This window comes from Nocardiopsis trehalosi NBRC 14201, from assembly GCF_001552555.1.
Lineage (GTDB): Bacteria > Actinomycetota > Actinomycetes > Streptosporangiales > Streptosporangiaceae > Nocardiopsis_B > Nocardiopsis_B trehalosi.
In genome coordinates, this window is sequence record NZ_BCRK01000013.1 from 1 (window position 1) to 16,431 (window position 16,431).

The following is a 16,431-nucleotide window of genomic DNA, read 5'->3' on the forward strand; positions in this document are numbered from 1 at the left end:
TGGGCGGCCGGTGGCCGCCCGCCCCTCGGCGGTCGGGGCGCGGACGGCGGCGCGGCCGCTAGGACGCGGTGAGCCGGCGCTTGACCTCGGCGGCCACCCGGCCGCCCTCGGCCCGGCCGTCGACCTTGGGCTTGACGATCTTCATGACCCGGCCCATGTCCTGGGGGCCGGAGGCGCCGGCCTCGGCGACGGCCTCGGCCACCAGCCGGGCGAGCTCGGCGTCGTCGAGCTGCGCGGGCAGGTAGTCGGCGAGGACCTCCCCCTCGGCGCGCTCGTCGGCGGCCTTCTCGGGGCGGCCGCCCTTGTCGAACGCCTCGGCGGCCTCGCGGCGCTTCTTGGCCTCGCGCGTGACGATCTTGACGACGTCGTCGTCGCCGAGTTCGCGCACGGAGCTGCCGGCGACCTCCTCGTTGGCCACGGCGGTCAGCACCATGCGCAGGGTGCGGGTGCGGACGTCGTCGCGGGCCTTCATGGCGGCGGTGAGGTCGGCCTTCAGGCGGTCTTTGAGTTCGGACATGCAAGAGATCATAGGGTTTCCGGGTGTGCCGCCCGAGGGGTTCTCCCCAGGGCCGGCGCAGGGAGCCGGCCGCCGGAGGCGGCGGGGCACGGGTCGAGACAGCGGACACGGGGAGCGATGAGCGGGATGAACAGGGTGCTGCGGGCGGCGGGCCGCGCCGCGCTGGTGACCGGAGTGGTCGGCGCGGCCGGGTTCGGCTACGCGTCGGTGGTCGAGCGGAACTGGTTCCGGCTGCGCCGGCACGTCCTGCCGCTGCTGCCGCCCGGCAGCCCGCGGCTGCGCGTGCTGCACCTGTCCGACGCGCACCTCACCCCGGGGCGGCGCATGCTGATCGAGTGGATCCGCGGGCTGGACGCCTACGCGCCCGACCTGGTCGTCAACACCGGCGACTCGCTGGCCCACCCCGACGCCGTGGGGCCGTTCATCGACGCCCTGGGCCCGCTGCTTGACCGGCCGGGCGCGTTCGTCTACGGCTCCAACGACCTGTTCTCCCCGCAGTTGAAGAACCCGGCCCGCTACCTGTGGCGGAGCAGCCGGACCGACTACCGCAAGCGCACCGTCCCCGACCTGCCGTGGCGCGATCTCGGCGCGGCGATGACCGGCGCCGGCTGGCTCGACCTGAACAACGCGAAGGGCACCCTGAAGGCGGGCGGGCTCGCCGTCGCGGCGGCGGGCGTGCACGACTCCCACATCGGGCTGGACCGCTACGACGCGGTCGCCGGACCGGCCGACCCCGGCGCCGACCTGCGCCTGGGCGTCCTGCACTCGCCCGAACCGGCCAACCTCGACCGCTTCACCCGCGACGGCTACCGGCTGCTGCTCGCCGGGCACACCCACGGCGGCCAGGTGTGCCTGCCGTTCTACGGGACCCTGGTGACCAACTGCGGTATCGACCGGCGGCGCGCCTGGGGGCTGCACCGCTACGGTCCCGCCTGGCTGAACGTGTCGGGCGGCCTGGGCACCTCGCCCTACGCCCCGGTGCGGTTCTGCTGCCGCCCCGAGGCGAGCCTGATCGACCTGGTGGCGCGGGCCGCCTGACCGCCGAGGGCCGCTGCGGCGCCCGGCTCCCGGCTGCGGGGCCCGCCCGTCCCGCGCGCCCGCGGCGGTACCGGCCGGGCCCCGTCCCCGCAGGTCGGACGGCGGGTGGCAGACTGGGGCCATGTACCGCGAGAGGCCGGCGGCCGTCCCCGGTGCGGTCGTGTGGCACGGTGCGGCGCCCGACGGCGCCCCGCCGCGCGACCACCGGGTGCTGCCCGACGGGAGCATGGACCTCATCTGGCTCGACGGCCGGCTGGTCGTGGCCGGCCCCGACACCACCGCCCAGCTCGGCGCCTGGCCCGCCGGGTCCGGGGTGACCGGGCTGCGGTTCGCCCCGGGCACCGCCCCGCACGTGCTGGGCGTGCCCGCCGACGCGCTGACCGACCAGCGGGTGCCGCTGGCCGACCTGTGGCCCGCGCGCACCGTCCGCCGCCTCACCGGGCGGGTGGAGGGTGCGGCGGCCCCGGGCGCGGAACTGGAGCGGATCGCGGCCGACCGGTTGGCGGGCGCGGGGCCGTTCGACGCGTTCCCGGCGGCCGTGGTGGGGCCGCTGCGGCGGGGGGCGGCGGTCGGCGCGGTGGCGCGGGCGGCCGGGTTGAGCGAGCGGCAGCTCCGGCGCCGGTTCCACCGCGCCTTCGGGTACGGGCCGAAGACGCTGGCCCGCATCCTGCGGATGGGGCGGGCGCTGGACCTGGCCCGCGCCGGGGCCCCGCTGGCGGGGGCGGCGGCCGCCGCCGGGTACGCCGACCAGGCGCACATGGCGCGCGAGGTCCGGGCGCTGGCGGGGGTGCCGCCGACCGCCCTGCTCAGGTAGCGGGCAGCGGCGCGAACAGGTCCACGGGGTTGCCGTCGGGGTCGTACACGACCGCGTAGCGCTGGCCCCAGACGGCGTCCCAGGGGGCGATGCCGGTGTACCCGGCGGCGGTCAGGTCGGCGTGGAGCCGGTCCACCTCGGCGGGGTCGGCGCAGCGGAACGCCAGGGAGACGGTGTGCCCGCCCTTCGGCGGGACCCAGTCGGGGTCGAACGAGCGGACGGTGTCGATCGTGTCCCAGGCGATGCGCAGCCCGCCGGGCAGCGCCGCCTCGACGTGCGGCGCGCCATCGGACCCGTCGGGGACGTCCAGCCCGAGCCGGCGGTAGAACGCCAGCGACGCGCCCATGTCCGCCACGGTCAGTCCGATGAGGTCGAATGTCGGTGCCATACCGGGAACGCTATCCACCCGTCCGGCCCCGGTCTTGAACCTTCCGGCCGTCCGCGCGGCGCGTCGGCCCGCTGCGGCGTCAGTCCTCGTCGCCGCCGCCCTCGGCGCTCTGCTGGAGGCGGGCGTAGCCGAGTTGGAGCCAGTCGGAGACGCCGACGGCGGTCATGGCGGCCGCGGCGAGGCGGGTGAAGCCGGGCGCGAGGACCAGGCCGGCGACGTGGGCGGTGGCCACCCACTGGGCGAGGCAGAACGGGCAGGTGACGAGTTCGCCGAGGGCGTGGCGGGCGCCGTGGCCGCGCACCTCCTCGTGGAGTTCGGCGGGGCCCGCGGCGCCCTCGAAGCGGGTGAACGGGGCGCGCAGCGGGCTGGTGACCGGGTCCTTGGCGATCAGCCGGGACAGCTTGTGCGTGGACACCGACACGAGCAGGAGGTCCCACGGCGTCACCTTCGGCAGCGGGCGGCGGCTCAGCCGCCCGGCGAGGGCGAGCGCGCCGACGCCGCCCGCGTAGGCGAGCATCGTCACCGCGTACGCCGTGGTGGGGCGCTCGGCCCCCGCTTCGTAGGCGCGCCGTTCCTCGGAGATGGCCTCCTTGACTCCGCCCATGCTGTCCCCCATCCGCGGTCGAAGAGTGTCGGCAGCTGCCGCTACCGCACGGGCCGCCCGCCAAACCGACGCGCGCCCCCGGACGCGCGGACGCCGGGCGAGGATGCCGACTCGGCGGTTAAATCACCCCCAAATAGCCGCGTTCTTCTTTTGTGACTACACAGTCGCGCAATGTTCTCTCTTGGGGCGGTAAGCGCACAGAGTGGAAGTCGGCCCCGGATTACCGCGCCGCCGCCCATAGGGCGCGCCGGCCGCGGATGGAGCCGGGTCCGGCAGATCGTCGGACCGTCTTCCGCGAAGGGAAACCAGCCAGCATGAACGCCAATCTCCGTCGCATCGCCGTCGCCGGCATCGCCGCTCCCGCTCTCGTGCTCACCGCGCCCGCGCTCGCGATGGCCGACGCCTCGTACGAGAAGGGCTACAGCCACGCCGACCGCGACGGCGCCTACTCGAAGCACGTGGGCGCCCACACCGGCGACGGGTACGGGCACGGGCACGGGTATGGGTACGGGCACGGGCACCACGGGGACGGCGGTGCCTGCTACTGGAAGGAATGGGACCACGCCGGGCCGGGCGGTGCCGGCTCCGGGTTCATCTGGAGCTGTGCCGACTAGCGTCCGCGGCGCCACGGCCCCGCCCCGGTTCGTCCGGGGCGGGGCCCTGCGGTGTCCGGGGCGCACCGGGCGCCGCCCCGGGACGGCGGGGCACGGCTAACCGGGGCGCCGCCGAGCGGGCCGGGGTATGGCGGCCGACTCGGCACGGCGCGCCGCGGTCGGTACGGGCGGCGCGGGCTCGGCGATCGCGCGCAACCGCGCGCGGGCGGCGGCCGCGCGGGGCGCGGTGCGGGGCAGCAGCTCCACGAGCGCCTCGTGGATCTCGGCGTCGTCGCGGCCGAGGTCGGTGCCCGCCAGCGTCCACAGCACCTCGCTGTCGCGCAGCTCCAGGGCGCTCCGCCGCAGGGTCGCCGCCAGTTCCTCGCGCACGGCGCGGACCTCGGGGGCGTCGGAGCTCGGGAGCAGGGCGCCGCGGTAGCCGGCGGCGGCGCCGCGCACGTCGCCGTCGGCGAGGAGGCGGCGGACCCGCGCGAAGTCGGCGTCGACGCCCGCCCGCAGGCGGTAGGGGCGCGACCCCGACACGGCGTCGCCCAGGTGGCGGCGGAGCCGGTGCATCTCGACGCGGACGGTCGCCGCCTTCCCCTCCTCGCCGTAGAGGGCGAGCGCCAGGCCCTCGGCGGTGCGGCCCTCGGGGGCGAGGGCGAGCACGGTGAGGAGTTCGCCGTGCCGCAGGCTCAGCGGGCGGGCGCGGCCGCCGACCCGGACCACCGGGCGCTCCTGGCCGAGAAACTGCAGCGACAGCGCAGGCGGGGCCACCGGGACGGCGGGCGCGGAGCCGGCGGGGCGCGCGGATGGCGCCGGCCGGGCGGGGGCGGGCGCCGCCAGGCGGAGCAGCCAGCCGCGCGCCAGCGGCTCCAGCACGCCGGCGCGGCCGTCGGGCAGCCGCAGGGGGCCCGGCCGCAGGCCGGTCAGCCGCTCGGGCAGCGGGGCGCCGACGCGGTGGGCGGCGATGACCCGCCCGCTCACCGTGACGAGGGCGCCGGGCCGGCCGCCGAGGGCCCGCAGGTCGTCGCGGTAGCGGTCGCGGAGGCGCTCGTCGGCGGCCATCATGCGCAGCCGCAGGTGCGCTTCCGCCAACCCCGCCGCGGCGGCCACCAGGCCGGTGAGCGCCGGGTGGAACCCCTCCTCGCGCCCGCTGACGTCGAGGGTGCCGATGAGCCGCCCGGTGTCGGGGTCGCGCAGCGGCACGGCCGCGCAGCTCCACGCGTGGTAGGCCCGCACCAGGTGCTCGGCGGAGAAGATCTGCACGGGGGCGCGCGTGGCCAGGGCGGTGCCCATGGCGTTGGTGCCGATGGCGTTCTCGCTCCACCGGGTGCCCTCGGCCAGCAGCACCCGGTCGGCCGCCGCGCACACCGCCGGGTGCCCCTCGCGCCAGAGGATGTGGCCGTCGACGTCGGTGACGATCATCAGCTGGGTGGCGGCGTCGACCGACGGGGCGAGGGCGCCGCGCAGGATCGGCAGCACCGCGGCGAGGGGGTGGGCGGAGCGGACGTCGTGGATCTCGTCGGGCCCGTAGACGACGGGCGGCCCGCTGCGGTCGGGGTCGACGCTCGCCTGGAGCGACCGCGACCACGACGCGGACACCACCGGGCGCGGCGGCCCGGCGGGCGGGCGGGAGCCGCCGAGGACGGCGTCGTGCTGCCGCCGCAGTCGCTCGCTTTGCGCCGACACGGTCTCACCACCCGGAGGTCGAGGCGGGGCACCGGCCCCCCTCGGATGATGCGCGCCGCGTCGGCGCACTGGCAAGTGGCGGAACCGGTACGGCCCACCCGCCCCTCCGGTCGCACCGCGCCGACCTGCGCGGAGACCGCTGACCAGCGAGGGCGCCCGGACGCAACGGGGATGTAACGCGGCCCCGCCTAGGGTGACGCGCACCACATCCGACGCCGGTCGGCGCCGTCGGCCGGTCCGCGACGGGAGGCCGCTGTGACCGTCTACGCCAACCCGGGCACGCCCGGCAGTGTCGTCGGGTTCCGATCCCGCTACGACCACTTCATCGGCGGCGAGTACTCCCCGCCGGCGAAGGGCGGGTACTTCGAGAACCCCACCCCCGTCACCGGGCGCGTGTTCACCGAGGTCGCGCGCGGCACGGCCGAGGACGTCGACCGCGCGGTGCGCGCCGCCCAGGGCGCGGCGCCCGCGTGGGGCGCCGCCTCACCGGCCGAGCGCGCGCTCGTACTGAACCGGATCGCCGACCGGATCGAGGAGAACCTGGAGCGGCTGGCGGTCGCCGAGACGTGGGAGAACGGCAAGCCGGTGCGGGAGTCGCTGGCCGCCGACCTGCCGCTGGCCGTCGACCACTTCCGGTACTTCGCCGGGGCGCTGCGCGCCCAGGAGGGGCACATCTCGCAGATCGACGCGGACACGGTGGCCTACCACTTCACCGAGCCGCTGGGCGTGGTCGGGCAGATCATCCCGTGGAACTTCCCGCTGCTGATGGCCACGTGGAAGCTGGCCCCGGCGCTCGCCGCGGGCAACGCGGTGGTGCTGAAGCCCGCGGAGCAGACCCCCGCGTCCATCCACGTGCTGCTGGAGCTGATCGCCGACCTGCTGCCGCCCGGGGTGCTCAACGTCGTCAACGGGTTCGGCGTGGAGGCGGGCAAGCCGCTGGCCCAGCACAGCGGCATCCGCAAGATCGCCTTCACCGGGGAGACCACCACGGGGCGGCTGATCATGCAGTACGCCAGCGAGAACCTGATCCCGGTCACCCTGGAGCTGGGCGGCAAGAGCCCCAACGTGTTCTTCTCCGACGTGGCCGACGCCCGCGACGCGTTCTACGACAAGGCGCTGGAGGGGTTCGCGCTCTTCGCGCTCAACTCGGGCGAGGTGTGCACGTGCCCGTCGCGCGCGCTGATCCAGGCCGACATCTACGACGACTTCCTCGGCGCCGCGCTGGAGCGGGTGGCGGCCATCCGCGCGGGCAACCCGCTGGACACGGACACCATGCTCGGCGCGCAGGCCAGCAACGACCAGCTGGAGAAGATCCTGTCCTACATCGACATCGGGCGCCAGGAGGGCGCCCGGGTCGCGGCCGGCGGCGGCCGGCTGGAGCTCGACGGCGACCTGTCCGGCGGGTACTACGTGCAGCCGACCGTGTTCGAGGGGCACAACAAGCTGCGGATCTTCCAGGAGGAGATCTTCGGCCCGGTGGTGGCGGTGACCCGGTTCGGCGACTACGCCGACGCGGTGAAGATCGCCAACGACACCCTGTACGGGCTGGGCGCGGGGGTGTGGTCGCGCAGCGGGCGGCTGGCCTACCGGGCGGGGCGCGACATCCAGGCGGGCCGCGTGTGGGTGAACAACTACCACGCCTACCCCGCGCACGCCGCGTTCGGCGGGTACAAGCAGTCGGGCATCGGCCGGGAGAACCACCAGATGATGCTCGACCACTACCAGCAGACGAAGAACCTGCTGGTCAGCTACTCCGACGCGGCGCTGGGGCTGTTCTAGCCGTGGGCGGCGACGGAGCGGGCGCGGGCCGGGTGGGGCTGACGCCCGCCGCCGAGGACCTGGTGCGGCGCCTGACCGGCCTGCACGGCCCGCTGATGTTCCACCAGTCGGGCGGGTGCTGCGACGGCAGCTCCCCGATGTGCTATCCGGCGGGCGAGTTCCGGACGGGCGCCGCCGACGTGCGGCTCGGCGCGCTGCGCGTACCCGGGGTGGCGGAGCCGGTGGAGGTGTGGATGTCGGCGGCGCAGTTCGCGTACTGGCGGCACACGCACCTGACCATCGACGTGGTGCCCGGCCGGGGCAGCGGGTTCTCGGTCGAGGCGCCGGAGGGGGTGCGGTTCCTGATCCGCTCCCGGCTGCTCACCGGGGAGGAGCTGGACGCCCTCGGCGGGTGACCCCGCCCCCGCCGGCCCCGTGGCCGGCGGGGGCATCGGCCGGCCCGGGCGCGGGTCAGGGGCGGGCGGCCCGGGCGGCGGCGAGGATCTCGTCGACCGACCACTGGTCGTCGGCGTGCGCCCCGTAGCGGAGGGCCGCCACCGTGCCGTCGGGTGCGACGAGCAGGTCGGCGGGCAGGCCCAGTCGGCCGCCCTCGGGGGTGAGCGGCGGGGCGGCGGCGCCGCGGGCGGCGGCGCGGGTCCCGTGGCGGAGCGCTCGGGCGATGCCGGGCCAGGCGCGCGGGTCGAGCAGCGCGCGAGGCGCGGCCTCGACCCCGAACTCGCGGTAGAGCGCGCGGTCGGGGTCGGCGACCAGCGGGAACGGCAGGTCGGGTTCGTGGCGGAGCAGGTCGGCTGCGGAGGAGTGGAAGACGGCGACCTCGCGGACGCCCGCGGCCGCGATCTCGTCGTGGCGGCGGGCGACGGACCGCAGGTGCAGGTGGCAGATCGGGCAGCCGGCGAACCGGCGGAACTGGAGGTGGAGGAGGCGGTCGGGGTCGGGGACCGCGACCGGGTCGCCGCGCAGGTCGGTGAGGGTCCGGGCGGGGACGGTGTCGCCCACGGCGAACCGGCGGGGGGTGGCGCGTACGGGCATGACCGCTCCTTTTAAGCGTGCGATGTACGCTTAAAAGCTATGCGCGTATCTTGTACGCTGTCAACACCATGCCTCGACCGCGCTCCCTCGACGACACCCGCATCGCGGCGGCCGCGCTGGCGGTGCTCGACCGCGGCGGCCCCGCCGCGCTGACCATGCGCGCGCTCGCCACCGAACTCGGCATGGGCACCATGTCGCTCTACCGCTACGTGAGCGACCGCGAGGGGGTCGAGGATTTGGTGCTGGCGCACGTCCTCGCGGGGGTCGACCCCGAGCCGCCCCCAGGGGTCGCGTGGCGGGAGCGCGTCGTCGTCCTCGCCGTCCGCGTCCGCGCCGCGCTCGCCGCCCATCCGGCCGTGCTGCCGCTGCTCGCCACGCGGCGGCACGCGTCACCGGGGGCGCTGGCCTGGGGCGAGTCCGTGCTCGCGGCCCTCACCGAGGGCGGGTTCGCCGGCGCGCACCGGGTGACCGCCTTCCGGGCGGTGACCGGCCACCTGTACGGAGCGGTCCTGGCCGACCACTTCGGCCCGCTGTCGGGGCCGGGCACGGACGCCCTCGCCGCGCTGCCGGACGCGGAGTACCCGCTGCTCATCGCGACCGCGCGCGCCGCCTCCGGCGTCGACCCGGACGCCGCGTTCCGCGCGTCGCTCGCGGCCGTCCTGGACGGCCTCTCCCGCTGACCCGCGCACCGGGCGGTCCGGGCGCGGACGTCGGCCGCGCGCCGAGGGCCGGATGGTGGAATGAAAGCGGAGGTCGGTAGGTTCTCCGGGAAGAAGTTGAAGTTTCTACCACAGTGAGGCCGGCATGCAGTTCGGAATCTTCTCCGTCGGCGACGTCACGCCCGACCCGACCACGGGCACCACGCCCACCGAGGCGGAGCGCATCAAGGCCATGGTCGCGATCGCGCTCAAGGCCGAGGAGGTCGGCCTGGACGTCTTCGCCACCGGCGAGCACCACAACCCGCCGTTCGTCCCGTCGTCCCCGACCACGATGCTCGGCTACATCGCGGCGCGCACCGAGCGCCTCATCCTGTCCACGGCGACCACGCTCATCACCACGAACGACCCGGTGAAGATCGCCGAGGACTACGCGATGCTGCAGCACCTCGCCGACGGGCGCGTCGACCTGGTCATGGGGCGCGGCAACACCGGGCCGGTCTACCCGTGGTTCGGGCAGGACATCCGGCAGGGCCTGCCGCTCGCCGTCGAGAACTACCACCTGCTGCGCCGGCTGTGGCGCGAGGACGTCGTCGACTGGGAGGGCAAGTTCCGCACCGCGCTGCGCGGCTTCACCTCGACCCCGCGCCCGCTCGACGGCGTGCCGCCGTTCGTGTGGCACGGCTCCATCCGCACCCCGGAGATCGCCGAGCAGGCCGCCTACTACGGCGACGGGTTCTTCGCCAACAACATCTTCTGGCCCAAGGAGCACTACCAGAAGCTCATCGGGCTGTACCGCCGCCGGTACGAGCACTACGGGCACGGTTCCGCCGACCAGGCCATCGTCGGCCTCGGCGGGCAGGTCTTCATGCGGAAGAACAGCCAGGACGCGGTGCGCGAGTTCCGGCCGTACTTCGACAACGCCCCGGTGTACGGGCACGGACCCTCGCTGGAGGAGTTCAGCGAGGCCACCCCGCTCACCGTCGGCAGCCCGCAGCAGGTCATCGACCGGACCCTGTCGTTCCGCGACCACTTCGGCGACTACCAGCGCCAGCTGTTCCTGATGGACCACGCCGGCCTGCCGCTGAAGACCGTCCTGGAGCAGCTCGACCTCCTCGGCGAGGAGGTCGTGCCCGTCCTCCGCAAGGAGTTCGCGGCCCTGCGCCCGGCCCACGTGCCCGACGCCCCGACCCACGCGAGCCTGCGCGCGGCCGCCGAGGCGCGGGCGGCCGGCGGCGACAGCGGCGCGGGGGACGCGGCCGGCCCGGCGGGCACCGCGTCCTGACGCCCGGAGCGCCGCCCGCCACCGCCCCCCGGGCCGGAGCGCCGGGACCGGACGGCCCAGGAGCGGAGGCGTCCGGATCGGCCTCCCGAGGGCGCACGACCCCGACCCGCACCGCCCCGGCGCGGGGGGCGCCGCCGGTACCGCCACCGCCCGGCCGGGGCACCACCACACCCGACACCGGGAGCCCCACCGGCCCCGGCAGCACCAAGAGGAGCAGCGATTCCGATGAACCCGTACAAGCTCGCGGTGGTGTCCGCCGGCCTCAGCGTGCCGTCGTCCACCCGCCTGCTCGCCGACCGCCTCACCGCCGGCGCCGAGACCGCCCTGCGCGAGCGGGGCGCCACCGCCACCGCCGACGTCGTGGAACTGCGCGACCACGCCCGCGCCCTCGCCGACAACCTGCTCACGGGCTTCCCCACCGGGGACCTGAAGGCCGCGGTCGACGCCGTCGCCGAGGCGGACGCCGTCATCGCCGTCACGCCGATCTTCAACGCGTCCTACAGCGGGCTGTTCAAGACCTTCTTCGACGTCCTCGACGCCGACGCGCTGACCGGCACCCCGGTCCTGATGGGCGCCACCGGCGGCACCGCCCGCCACAGCCTCGCCCTCGAACACGCGCTGCGCCCGATGTTCGCCTACCTCCGGGCCGCCGTCGTCCCCACCGCCGTCTACGCCTCGTCCGAGGACTGGGGCACCGGCGCCGAGAACGACCTCACCACCCGCATCGCCCGCGCCGCGGCCGAACTCGCCGCCACCCTGACCACCACCCCGCCCCGCACCACCGACGACCCGTTCACCGACCCCACCCCGTTCACCGACCTCCTCGGAGAGTGACCGGGGCCGGGCACCGCGCGGGCGGACGGCGTCCGGGACCGTCATCCGGGTGTGGTTCACTCCCGGCATGCTCCCCGACGACATCACCACGGAACTCACCCGCCTGTGCACCGCCCACCTGGGGGCGGAGACCGGGCCGCGCGTCGCCGCGCTGGCCCGCAACGGGTTCACGCTGAGCCCGGTCGACGACGGCGCCGGCGCCTCGGGGCGGTTCCGGTTCGGCGGGCCGGCGCTGCTGGAGCCCGGAACGCCGTGGCCGGAGTTCGAGGGCACCCCGCTGACGCTGCTCGCGGTGGTCGACACCGACGCGCTGCGGCCGTGGCTCGACGCGCCGCTGCCGGCGGGCGCCGGGCTGCTCAACGTCTTCTACCTCGGCTACGAGTCGGCCCTCGCTGACGACGTCGCCGCCTCCCGGCAGGCCCACTTCGAGGCCCCGATGGACTGGCGGGTCGTCCCCGCCGACCCGGCCACCGCGGTGGAGGCCGCGCCCCCGGCGGGCGGGGTCGTGCTGCCCGCGCGCCCCGTGCGCGCCGACCCGGTCGTGGCCCTGCCCGACTCCACCGGGAGCCACCTCGCGCCGGCCCGGCACGAGGAGAACACCGCGGAGGTGTGGGAGGCGTTCGAGCGGCTGCTCGACCGCCTTCCGGACGGCACCGGGAAGGACGGCGTCCTGGCCGGAATCCGCAACCTCCCCGAATCCGGCGACGACGGCCACCGGGCGTTCGGCTGGCCCTGGGCGATGCAGGGGATGCCCGTCCCGGTCGAGACCCGCGTCCACCTCCTCCAGCTCGACACCGACCCCGCCTGGACCTGGGCCGACTGCGGCATGGTCACCTTCGAGATCCCGGCCGACGCCCTGCGCGCGGGGGACTTCTCCCAGGTCGACTGCACCATGGAGTCGTGCTGACGGGTCCGGCGCGCCGCGGAACGTGGCGTACGGTGCCGGCGCGGCGGATGGGGTGATGTCGACATGTCGTCACCGATGACCTTCATCGGTCACATCACGGGATCGCCCGGTGACGCGCCCGCGGGCGTGTGAGGATCGGCACCGACGACGCGACCCCCTTCGTCACCACGGAGCGAGATGAGTCCCATGAAGACGATGACGCCCCTCCTCATGATCACCGCCGCGGTGGCCGCGACCCTCACCGCGGCCGGCCCCGCCTCCGCCGCGGCCGGGTGCTCCGGCGCGGGCCCGACCGTGACCGACCACCTGGGGAACACCTGGTCCACGACCTACTGCGACGCGTGGCTCAGCGGCGACCTCGAACGGGGCGTCGGCAAGGACGACCCCAGCGAGATCTCCGGCCACCTCTACGCGGGCCGCGCGTGGTTCGTCTGCCAGCAGCAGGTGCCCCACCTGGAGAACCCCCCGGTGGGCGAGTACCGCAACAACTGGTGGCTGTACACCCAGGGCGATGTGGCCTACTCCGACCAGGGGTGGGGGTGGTTCCCGGCGGTGAACGTCTCCGGCGGCGGCAACTACGAGCCCATTCCCGGGCTGCCCGACTGCGGCTTCCCCACGGCGGCGACCGAGGACGCGGGGCCCACCACCCCGATCGCCGCCCCCGGCCACTGACACCGGCCGCTGGCAGCTGAAACATGTGATCGGCGTGCCGGTGCGGAGCGGCCGGCCTCCGCCGCCTCACCGGTCGGAGGCGGGCTCGGTCCCGGACGCCGAGGCGCGCAGGGCCGCCGCGATCCAGGCGAACGGCACCTCCCCGTCGTCGGGCGGCGTCCCGTTGATCACGGCCACCAGGGAGAGGTACCTGCCGTGCGTGCCGTCGTATCGGGGGTCCGCGAACGCGTCCGGCCCCTCCTCACGAGCCAGTTCGTCCCCGTAGGCGAAGCCGGTGGCCAGCCGGTCGAGGAACAGCGGGGTGGGCTCCTCGCCGGCGAACGCGGCGGTCGCCTCCGCGAAGCGGGCGGCGGCCGCCCGCGACCGCGGGGAGTCAGCGGGCTCCCCGTCGTTGTACGCGGCGAACAGCTCCTCCCCCGCCGAGGCCCCGGTCGTGTAGATGAAGTCCTGCACGGGGCCGGACGCGATGACCCGCCCCGGGTGCGTGGAGTAGGTGTCCCGCAGGTAGGCGCGGACCGCGTCGCGGAAGTCGGGGTCGCGCACCAGGTCGGCCAGTTCGATCCAGGCGCCGAGCTGGGCGGCGGAGGGGTCCTCGGGCAGGCGGGGGCGCATCGTGCGCAGCCGGTCGACGAAGCCGGCCGGGACGTCGAGGTCCGCGCCCACCTCGCTCCAGAAGTCGTCGATGAGCCGCTCGCGCTCCTCGTCGGACATCGTGACCAGCTTGTGCATGAGCACCGCCTGCGCGGGCGTCCCGCTCTGCTTGAGCAGCGCCCTGAGGACCGCCTGCCGGCCGCGCAGGACGTGCGCCTGCCGCTCCAGCACCCCCAGGTGCGTGGTGAGGAGGTCGTGCAGGTTCGTCCCGCCGTCCAGTAGCCGGCGGATGCCGTCCAGTCCGGTGTCGAGGTCGCGCAGCGTGCGTACGAGCTCCAGCCGCGCGATGGCGTGCACGTCGTACAGCCGGTGCCCGGCCTCGGTCACGTCGGTCGCCGGGACCACGCCCGCGTCGGAGTAGAAGCGGACGGCGCTCACACTCAGCCCGCTCCGCATCGCGGCGTCCCCGATGGAGTACAGCTCTTCGTCGCTCATGCGGCCACTATCGGACCTCGACCGGCTTGAGGTTCAACCCCCGCCGCCGGGGGTGTGCGGCCACGCTTCGGGACGCCGTGTCCCCGTTCGGGCGCCTCGGACCGCGGAGCACCACCGGCGCCCACCCGGAGAGCGGTTCGCCCGGGCGCGGGGCCGCTGCCGCGTGCCTCAGTGGCCGACCGCGGGGGTCGCCCCCTGCGCGCGCAGCGCCTGGACAGCGGGGGCGAGGTCGGGGTCGGCGGCGAGGGCGTCGAGAGCCGCGGACAGGGTGTCGGCGTAGGTGGCGCGCGCCGCCCGGTAGCGCTCGCGGCCGTCGTCGGTGATGACCGCGTAGACGCCGCGCTTGTCGGACGGGCACACGTCCTTGTAGGCGAACCCCGCTGTTTCGAGGCGGCCGACGAGCCGGGTCACCGACGACTGGTTGAGGTTCACCCTGTCGGCCAGGTCCTGCATGCGCAGCTCGCTGTTCTCCGCGCGGTCGAGGTGTTCGAGGGAGCGGAACTCCGACAGGCCCATGCCGTGGCGGCGCTGGAGGGCGAGCGCGAGTTCGCGCTCGACGTGCGCGTGCAGCGCCAGGAGGCGGGCCCAGACCTCCTGGTCGGACGTACCTGTCGGGGTCGTGAGGGAGTCCGGCATCGGTGCACCTTCCTGCTTCGCGGTTGACATCAGGATACATGTACATGCAAACTTCTCTTCAGGCGCTCCGCTCACCTCGGCGGCGAACGGCCGCGATTTACTTGCACGTACATACATTCATCGTCCTCCGCGGGCGAACCGGACATCCACCGGATTCACGAAGGGAACCACCATGAGCTGGCTCTACCTGGCCATCGCCGTCGTCTTCGAGGTCGCCGTCGGCATCTTCGCGAGCAAGGCGAACGGCTTCCGGCACCTGGGGTGGACGGCCGCCACCCTCGTCAGCGGCGCGATCGGCACCCTGTTCCTCAGCTTCGCCCTGCTCACCTTCGACGTCGGCGTCGGGTACGCGATCTGGACCAGCGTCTCGGGCGTCGGGATCGTCGTCGTCGGCGCGCTCTTCCTCGGCCAGCGGATGGACTGGCGGAAGGCCCTCGGCATCGCCGCCGTCGTCGGCGGCGTCGTCGGCCTCCAGCTCACCGGGGCCGCCTGACCCCCGTCGCCCCCGACCGCCCCCACCACAAACCCCGCTGCGGACCCCACTGCAAACCCGCGACGGACTCCACCACAAACCCCGCCCCAAGCCCCGCGAAGGGAAACCCCATGACCGCCACCACGCCCACCGCCACACCCACCGCCGCCGCCGCGACCGCTCCCACCGAGCGGAAGGCCGGCCCCTGGCTGGTCCTGCTCCTGGCCGGCGTCTTCGAGGTCGGCTACGCGCTCAGCGTCGGCGGCAGCGAGGGGTTCACCCTCGTCGGCTGGTCCGTCTCCGCCGTCGTCTTCTTCCTGCTGACCCTCTACGCCCTCAGCGTCGCCCTGAAGACGATCGACGTCGGCATCGGCTACGCCGTCTGGGCCGGCATCGGCGCCGTCGGCGCCGCCCTCCTCGGCCCCGTCTTCTTCGACGAGACCCTTACGCCCCTCCGCGCCCTCTGGCTCGCCGTCATCATCGGCGGCGTGGTCTGGCTCAAACTCGCCGACATGCCGAAGAAGCGCCACCACCGCCCCGAGCACGCGTCGAACGGCTGACGCGATCTCCACACCCCGGCCCCCGGCCGAGCCGCACCCACCGTGAAGGGCCCGATCCACCGAGTGGACCGGGCCCTCACCGCCGTCCGAGGCATCGAGCCGCTCGCATGACGCACGTCCGACGCACGCACCCGCCCCGGCCCCCTGTTCGGCCCCCAACGCAAAACGCCGGTTCCGTAGGAACCGGCGTTCTGGCTGGTCGGGGTGGCGGGATTTGAACCCACGACCTCTTCGTCCCGAACGAAGCGCGCTGCCAAGCTGCGCTACACCCCGTGCAACGTGGATCAGTCTAGCGGACGCGGGGAGGTGCTCGCGCACGGTTTCTGGGCGGGGTGTGGGGTGGGGGTGGTGTCGTGGGGGGCGTGGGGGTGGGGGTGACGGGTTCCGTGCGTGCGGGCGGGTGAAACGTCGCGGTGGGCATCGGCCGGATTCGGCCGGTGCCCTTGCCCGGGCGGCGGGCGGGTTCCACGTTGGGAGCATGGGTGCCGACGACCACGTCCCTGTCCCCGGCGTGCGCCCCGCCCCGTGGTGGGTCCGCCTGTCCCGCTGGCTCAACGGTTCGCGCTTCTGCGACGTCCGCGACTGCATCGAACTCACCGAGCCCGCCGAGCTGTACTGCACCAACCACATCAGGGCGCTCCGCGCCGAACTCGGCGGGCGGAGGTGCGTGGTGGAGCGCTGCGTCGAGCCGCACGGTTTCGAGGACGTGCTGTGCCCGTTCCACCGGGAGGCCGCCGTCATCGACGCCGTCGCCGCGACGTCGCCCGGTCAGTGGAACGACGCCCGCCTCGGGCCCCGGCGCGAGGGACGCGGATAGGGAGGCGGGTGGTGCCTCGCGGCGATCGGACCGCCGTCGGGCGGCCGCCGTA

Annotated in this window: 20 protein-coding genes and 1 tRNA gene; 13 read left to right on the forward strand and 8 right to left on the reverse strand. The window is 75.0% G+C overall.

Annotation, left to right across the window (positions count from 1 at the left end):
• Window positions 1-58 precede the first annotated feature (58 nt).
• Window positions 59-517 (reverse strand): GatB/YqeY domain-containing protein, encoded by a 459-nt coding sequence (locus NT8_RS04020; RefSeq protein ID WP_067964381.1) that lies wholly within the window; start codon window positions 515-517, stop codon window positions 59-61.
• Window positions 518-634: 117 nt separating this feature from the next.
• Between NT8_RS04020 and NT8_RS04025 the strand changes: the two genes are divergently transcribed.
• Both NT8_RS04025 and NT8_RS04030 read left to right on the forward strand, forming a co-directional pair.
• Entirely contained in the window at window positions 635-1,555 is a 921-nt protein-coding gene (locus NT8_RS04025) for a metallophosphoesterase (RefSeq protein WP_067964383.1), read from the forward strand.
• Between the two features lie 121 nt (window positions 1,556-1,676).
• Window positions 1,677-2,369 carry a helix-turn-helix domain-containing protein gene (locus tag NT8_RS04030; RefSeq protein ID WP_067964385.1) on the forward strand — a complete coding sequence of 231 codons (693 nt, stop codon included), beginning with the start codon at window positions 1,677-1,679 and terminating at the stop codon, window positions 2,367-2,369.
• Here the strand turns inward: NT8_RS04030 and NT8_RS04035 are convergent.
• The gene (locus NT8_RS04035) at window positions 2,362-2,757 is read right to left on the reverse strand and encodes a VOC family protein (protein WP_067964387.1); all 396 of its coding nucleotides are present in this window, start codon (window positions 2,755-2,757) and stop codon (window positions 2,362-2,364) included. The genes NT8_RS04030 and NT8_RS04035 overlap by 8 nt on opposite strands.
• A gap of 79 nt (window positions 2,758-2,836) precedes the next feature.
• Window positions 2,837-3,361, reverse strand: coding sequence for a DUF1360 domain-containing protein (locus NT8_RS04040; protein WP_245646025.1), 525 nt, complete (start codon window positions 3,359-3,361; stop codon window positions 2,837-2,839).
• A 314-nt stretch (window positions 3,362-3,675) separates the two neighbouring features.
• On the opposite strand from NT8_RS04040, the gene NT8_RS29125 reads away from it, so the two are divergent.
• Window positions 3,676-3,975, forward strand: coding sequence for a hypothetical protein (locus NT8_RS29125; protein ID WP_067964391.1), 300 nt, complete (start codon window positions 3,676-3,678; stop codon window positions 3,973-3,975).
• 96 nt (window positions 3,976-4,071) lie between these two features.
• Here the strand turns inward: NT8_RS29125 and NT8_RS31185 are convergent, their stop codons facing one another.
• A complete protein-coding gene (locus NT8_RS31185) occupies window positions 4,072-5,646 on the reverse strand; it encodes a GAF domain-containing protein (protein WP_084468632.1) in 1,575 nt (524 codons plus the stop codon).
• A gap of 255 nt (window positions 5,647-5,901) precedes the next feature.
• Here NT8_RS31185 and exaC point away from each other — a divergent pair, with 255 nt between their 5' ends.
• Window positions 5,902-7,425 (forward strand): acetaldehyde dehydrogenase ExaC, encoded by a 1,524-nt coding sequence (gene exaC / locus NT8_RS04055; RefSeq protein WP_067964393.1) that lies wholly within the window; start codon window positions 5,902-5,904, stop codon window positions 7,423-7,425.
• Window positions 7,426-7,427: 2 nt separating this feature from the next.
• Window positions 7,428-7,820 carry a DUF779 domain-containing protein gene (locus NT8_RS04060; protein WP_067964395.1) on the forward strand — a complete coding sequence of 131 codons (393 nt, stop codon included), beginning with the start codon at window positions 7,428-7,430 and terminating at the stop codon, window positions 7,818-7,820.
• A 55-nt stretch (window positions 7,821-7,875) separates the two neighbouring features.
• Here the strand turns inward: NT8_RS04060 and NT8_RS04065 are convergent, their stop codons facing one another.
• On the reverse strand, window positions 7,876-8,454 hold the full coding sequence (locus tag NT8_RS04065) for a peroxiredoxin-like family protein (RefSeq protein ID WP_067964397.1): 579 nt from the start codon (window positions 8,452-8,454) through the stop codon (window positions 7,876-7,878).
• A gap of 68 nt (window positions 8,455-8,522) precedes the next feature.
• Here NT8_RS04065 and NT8_RS04070 point away from each other — a divergent pair, with 68 nt between their 5' ends.
• The 5 genes from NT8_RS04070 to NT8_RS04090 all read left to right on the forward strand — a co-directional run bounded on the left by NT8_RS04070 (window position 8,523) and on the right by NT8_RS04090 (window position 12,808).
• Window positions 8,523-9,134, forward strand: a complete 612-nt coding sequence (locus NT8_RS04070) for a TetR/AcrR family transcriptional regulator (protein ID WP_067964399.1) — start codon at window positions 8,523-8,525, stop codon at window positions 9,132-9,134.
• Between the two features lie 124 nt (window positions 9,135-9,258).
• Window positions 9,259-10,395 (forward strand): LLM class flavin-dependent oxidoreductase, encoded by a 1,137-nt coding sequence (locus NT8_RS04075; protein WP_067964401.1) that lies wholly within the window; start codon window positions 9,259-9,261, stop codon window positions 10,393-10,395.
• A 225-nt stretch (window positions 10,396-10,620) separates the two neighbouring features.
• Entirely contained in the window at window positions 10,621-11,229 is a 609-nt protein-coding gene (locus NT8_RS04080) for a CE1759 family FMN reductase (RefSeq protein WP_067964403.1), read from the forward strand.
• A 67-nt stretch (window positions 11,230-11,296) separates the two neighbouring features.
• Window positions 11,297-12,136, forward strand: coding sequence for a DUF1963 domain-containing protein (locus NT8_RS04085; protein ID WP_169805189.1), 840 nt, complete (start codon window positions 11,297-11,299; stop codon window positions 12,134-12,136).
• Between the two features lie 186 nt (window positions 12,137-12,322).
• Window positions 12,323-12,808, forward strand: a complete 486-nt coding sequence (locus tag NT8_RS04090) for a hypothetical protein (protein WP_157515509.1) — start codon at window positions 12,323-12,325, stop codon at window positions 12,806-12,808.
• Between the two features lie 66 nt (window positions 12,809-12,874).
• Here the strand turns inward: NT8_RS04090 and NT8_RS04095 are convergent, their stop codons facing one another.
• Window positions 12,875-13,894 carry a MerR family transcriptional regulator gene (locus tag NT8_RS04095; protein WP_067964406.1) on the reverse strand — a complete coding sequence of 340 codons (1,020 nt, stop codon included), beginning with the start codon at window positions 13,892-13,894 and terminating at the stop codon, window positions 12,875-12,877.
• 168 nt (window positions 13,895-14,062) lie between these two features.
• Window positions 14,063-14,530, reverse strand: a complete 468-nt coding sequence (locus NT8_RS04100; protein ID WP_067964408.1) for a MarR family winged helix-turn-helix transcriptional regulator — start codon at window positions 14,528-14,530, stop codon at window positions 14,063-14,065.
• Window positions 14,531-14,702: 172 nt separating this feature from the next.
• On the opposite strand from NT8_RS04100, the gene NT8_RS04105 reads away from it, so the two are divergent.
• Entirely contained in the window at window positions 14,703-15,023 is a 321-nt protein-coding gene (locus NT8_RS04105) for a DMT family transporter (protein WP_067964410.1), read from the forward strand.
• Window positions 15,024-15,133: 110 nt separating this feature from the next.
• On the forward strand, window positions 15,134-15,562 hold the full coding sequence (locus tag NT8_RS04110) for a DMT family transporter (protein WP_067964412.1): 429 nt from the start codon (window positions 15,134-15,136) through the stop codon (window positions 15,560-15,562).
• 196 nt (window positions 15,563-15,758) lie between these two features.
• Here NT8_RS04110 and NT8_RS04115 read toward each other — a convergent pair.
• Window positions 15,759-15,835 (reverse strand) — tRNA-Pro (locus NT8_RS04115).
• A 205-nt stretch (window positions 15,836-16,040) separates the two neighbouring features.
• Here NT8_RS04115 and NT8_RS04120 point away from each other — a divergent pair.
• A complete protein-coding gene (locus tag NT8_RS04120; RefSeq protein ID WP_067964414.1) occupies window positions 16,041-16,379 on the forward strand; it encodes a hypothetical protein in 339 nt (112 codons plus the stop codon).
• Window positions 16,380-16,431: the final 52 nt, after the last annotated feature.